Here is a 4,217-nt window from a genome sequence, read left to right on the forward strand (position 1 = left end):
CCCCCGCGCCAGGGTGATCCACCTGCGGGAGGTCTGCTAGCCGTGGCCGGGGGGCTGCTGGGGCGCACGCGCAGCGTCGCTGTCGTCGGCTTGGAGGCGGTGGCCGTGACGATCGAGGCCCATGTCGGCAGCGGCCTACCCGGTCTGACGGTCATCGGCTCGTCGGGCTCGGCGGCACGGGAGGCGGTGCACCGGGTGCGCACCGCCCTCTTGGCCGCGGAGCTGCTGCCGGGCGCGCGCAAGGTGCTGCTGGCGTTGGCCCCGGCCGAGGTGCCCAAGGCCGGCGCCCGGTTCGACCTCGGGATGGCGCTGGCGGTGCTCGTGGCGGTGGGGACGGTCCCGTCCACGGCCCTCGACGAGGTCGCCGTGCTCGGCGAGCTCGGACTCGATGCCACCGTTCGCCCGGTCCCCGGGGTCCTGCCCGCGGTGGGGGCGCTACCGGGCACCGGCGTGCGAACGGTCTTGCTGCCCGACGGCAACGCCGCTGAGGCGGCCCTGGTCGAGGGGTTGGAGATCGTGCCGGTCGCCGACCTCGGGGAGGCGGTGGCCGTCTTGCGGGGCGAGCGGGGGCGACGGCCCACGCCCGACCCGCAGGCGCCGGCCGTGACGCCTGGCGCGCCGGACCTCGCCGACGTGCGCGGGCAGGCGGAGGCGCGCAGGGCGCTGGAGATCGCCGCCGCGGGTGGGCACCATCTCCTGCTGATCGGCCCGCCCGGATGCGGCAAGTCCATGCTCGCCCGCCGCCTGCCCGGCATCCTGCCGCCGCTCACGCATACCCACGCGATGGAGCTCGCCACGATCCGGTCGGTGGCTGGGCGGTTCGCCGCCGAGTCGGTCACCGCCCTGGACACGGTGCCGCCCTTCCAGGCACCCCACCACGGCGTTTCGGCGCCCGCGTTGCTCGGCGGCGGGAGCGGGGTGGCGGTCCCCGGTGCCGCGTCGCTGGCGCACCGCGGCGTGCTCTTCCTGGACGAGCTGTTCGAGTGGGCCCGCGCCGTCCTCGAGGGACTGCGCGAACCCCTGGAGGAAGGCGTCATCCGGGTGGCCCGGTCACGGGCGACGGTCACCTACCCGGCCCGGTTCCAGCTGGTGTGCGCCGCCAACCCCTGTCCCTGTGGAGGCGGGCCGCACTGCAGGTGCGCCGACGAGGCGATCGTGTCGTACCGGGCCAAGCTGTCGGGGCCCCTCGCCGACCGCCTGGACCTCGCGCCGACCGTCGCGCCGCTCGCCGCCGCTGATCTGCTGGCAGGGCCTCCGGGGGAGTCCAGCAGCGCGGTGGCGAGCCGCGTGCGTGCCGCGCGGTCGGGTGCCGCCGACCGGTGGGGGCAAGGGGCGGTGAACGCCGAGGCGCCGGCGAGCCAGCTGCGGTCGGTCACCCGACCTGAGGCGCTGCGCGTCCTCGCCGGGGCCGTGGAGCGCGGGGAGCTGACCGGTCGCGGCTACGACCGGGTGCTGCGGGTGGCACGGACCTGCGCCGACCTCGACGGCGCCGAGGTCGTCGGCCGATCCCACGCGCTCGAGGCCCATGCCCACCGCCTTGCCCTGCGCACGGCGGGGCGGCTGGCCGAAGGGGCGCCCGCATGAGCGTCCCTGCGTGGGCGGCAGCCCTGTCGAGCGGCGCGGACCCCGCCCTGGTCGCCCGCGTGGTGCGTCTCGTCGCTGCGCCGTGGGCCCATCCCGACCGGGTGCGCCGCGTCGTGGCGGCGCGCCTGGACGCGGGTCAGCCGACCGACGCGGTCGCCGTCGTGGAGGATCTGGAGGGCTGCGGCGCCGGTCGGCTGCCCGCGCCCGCCGACGTCGAGCGGCTCGCGTGCCGCCTGATCGACACGCGCACCGCGGTCACGGTCGTCGGGGAGCCGGGCTACCCGACGCGCCTGGATTCGGCATGGCCCGAGCTCGGGGCGCCGCTGTGGCTGCTCCTGCGCAGCGGGACGGGCAGGCTGCCAGCCGGCGGCGGGGCCGTCGCCGTGGTCGGCACCCGCCAGCCGACCCTCGACGGGCTGGAGACCGCCCGCGCGCTCGGCCGGCTTCTCGCCGGGCGGGGGGTGGTGGTGGTGTCGGGCATGGCCCGAGGGATCGACCAGGCAGCGCACCGGGGTGCGCTCGACGTCGGGGGCCCCACCGTGGCTGTCCTGGGCACGGGCCTGGACGTGGACTATCCCGCTCGCGACGGCCCGCTGCGCGACGCGGTGGCCGGGGCGGGCGGCCTGGCCACCGAGTACGGTCCGGGCGTCCGGCCGTACCCGAAGCACTTCCTGTGGCGGAACCGGATCATCTCGGGCCTGGCCGAGATCACGGTCGTGGTGGAGGGCCGGGCCCGCAGCGGGGCCCTGCAGACCGCGCGGCTGGCCGCCGCGCAGGGACGAGAGGTGCTGGCCGTGCCGGGATCCCTGCACTCCCCGGCCAGCCGCGCACCCCTGGACCTCATCCGCGACGGCGTCCGCCCGCTCACCCGCCTCGACGAGGTCCTCGAGGTGCTCGACGCCCTGCCGACCGCCACGGTGCCCGCCGCCGGGCACCCTGGGGGTCCTGCGACCGTGCCGCCCGGCCAGGCCGGCCTGGACCCTGTGGCGCACGGGATCCTCACCCTGCTCGGTGGGACGCCGGCCAGCGTTGACCGCCTGGCCGGCGCCACTGGCCAGCCGGCTGGAGCCGTGCTGGCGGCGCTGGGGGACCTCACGGCCCGGGGGCTGGCCGTGGTGACGCCCCGCGGGGTCGTGGCGGCGCCCCCGCGGTGAGGGTGGGTCAGGCCAGTAGGGTCCAGGCCGCGCGCGCCGTCTCGTGGGCCGGATTGCGCCACGCGCGGACCGGCTCGCGCACGAGGATGGCGTCACCTTGCTGGAGGGTCTCCTCGCTCTGGCCGATGGACAGCTGCAGCACGCCTTCGAGCACCACGACGAACTCCAGGCGCTTGGTGGCGAACAGCGGTCGGTGGCCGGACGCGCCGGGCTCCCAGACGATCAGATGCGCGGTCACCGACGGGGACTGCACGATGGTCTCCGCGATCACACCCGGGTGCAGCTCGCCGAAGGTCCGGCCGCTGCGGGGGAACACCTCATGGGTCGCCGGCCCCGTCTGCAGCGTGCTCAAGGACACCCCCAGGGCTTCCCACACGCGCAGGAGCACGTCACCGGAGACGCCGTGGTGGCCCCGCTCGGTCTGCGACAGGGCGCTCGGGCTGATGCCGACACGGCGGGCGAGCTCGGACTGGGACAGGCCCGAGCAGAGTCGCTGCTGCTTGATGAGCCTGCCGACCCGATGGCGCGTGGCGGGGATGCGGTCGAGGAGGCAGACTCCCTGGCCGTCGGCCCGGTACTCGACTCGGGCGCCCACCAGGTCGGCTGGGCGCCCGTGGGCCTTGCCCAGCTCCATCCAGCGGCGGTCGCCGTCGTGACCCAGGTTGATCACCACCTGGGTGACCTGCGCCAGGCGCGACCGGAATGCCGGCGTGTGGGCCGGCCGCTGCAGCGTCCAGTAGGCGATCGTGCGCTCCTCGTAGAGCTTCGGACAGGCCCACAGGAACAGTGACAGCGCCTCGTCGGGGCCCCAGCGCTCCTGCATACCGGTCAGCCCGTCGAAGACGTAGGTGGCGCCGGTGTCGAACTCCCGTGTGACCGCGTGGACGGTCGAGCGGACCCCGTCGGGCGTCGCATCCTGCAGGTGGCGCACCAGCACGTCGTCGGGGGCGGGCTCGGCTTGGGCATCCGACGGGCCGCAGTCGACCAGGAGGAAGCGTTCCGGGTCCCAGCCGGCGGCGAACCGCCGGTGCACCTCGGCCGGTGACAGGCGGAAGCTGATGTACACCAGGGGAGCCCGGTCGGGCATCGACTGTAGCGCGGCGGCGAGCACCAGGTCGCCGTCGCTGTCGTGATCGGTCTGCAGGACCACGTTGTCACCGGACTGCAGGCCGCCGGTGAGCTCGTCGAAGAGATCCTGCACATCAGTCGGCGTCTCGGCCACGACCCGCCTCCCCTCACTCAGGCACCCGGCAACCTCGTGGCGAGTATGACCGGTCGTGCCGCGGCGTGAGTGCATTTCCCGTGGTGGCCGCGGGGCATACCGGCCGAAAACGGGCGAGACCCACGGCAGATGCCGTGGGTCTACGGGTTCCGCGTTGCGGTCCGCCGCCTCTGGTTAAGACCGCCGCCTCCCACGGGAACCTTCGGGAGCCCCACTCTCGAAAGGGCCGTGGGAGACGGCGGAATCTTGAAGCCGGC

At 75.4% G+C, this 4,217-nt stretch carries 3 protein-coding genes; 2 read left to right on the forward strand and 1 reads right to left on the reverse strand.

Translation table 11 applies throughout. The annotated features are described in order from the left end of the window. Both WD250_09125 and WD250_09130 read left to right on the forward strand, forming a co-directional pair. Positions 1 to 1,584 (forward strand): YifB family Mg chelatase-like AAA ATPase (locus WD250_09125; GenBank protein MEX2620370.1); only part of this gene is annotated, 1,584 nt, incomplete at its 5' end. Further along, on the forward strand, positions 1,581 to 2,738 hold the full coding sequence (locus tag WD250_09130) for a DNA-processing protein DprA (protein MEX2620371.1): 1,158 nt from the start codon (positions 1,581 to 1,583) through the stop codon (positions 2,736 to 2,738). The genes WD250_09125 and WD250_09130, both read left to right, overlap by 4 nt. Positions 2,739 to 2,745: 7 nt before the next feature. Here WD250_09130 and WD250_09135 read toward each other — a convergent pair whose 3' ends face one another. Continuing rightward, on the reverse strand, positions 2,746 to 3,960 hold the full coding sequence (locus tag WD250_09135; GenBank protein MEX2620372.1) for a helix-turn-helix domain-containing protein: 1,215 nt from the start codon (positions 3,958 to 3,960) through the stop codon (positions 2,746 to 2,748). Positions 3,961 to 4,217: the final 257 nt, after the last annotated feature.

The sequence above is a fragment of the Egibacteraceae bacterium genome (assembly GCA_040905805.1).
Taxonomy (GTDB): Bacteria; Actinomycetota; Nitriliruptoria; order Euzebyales; family Egibacteraceae; genus DATLGH01.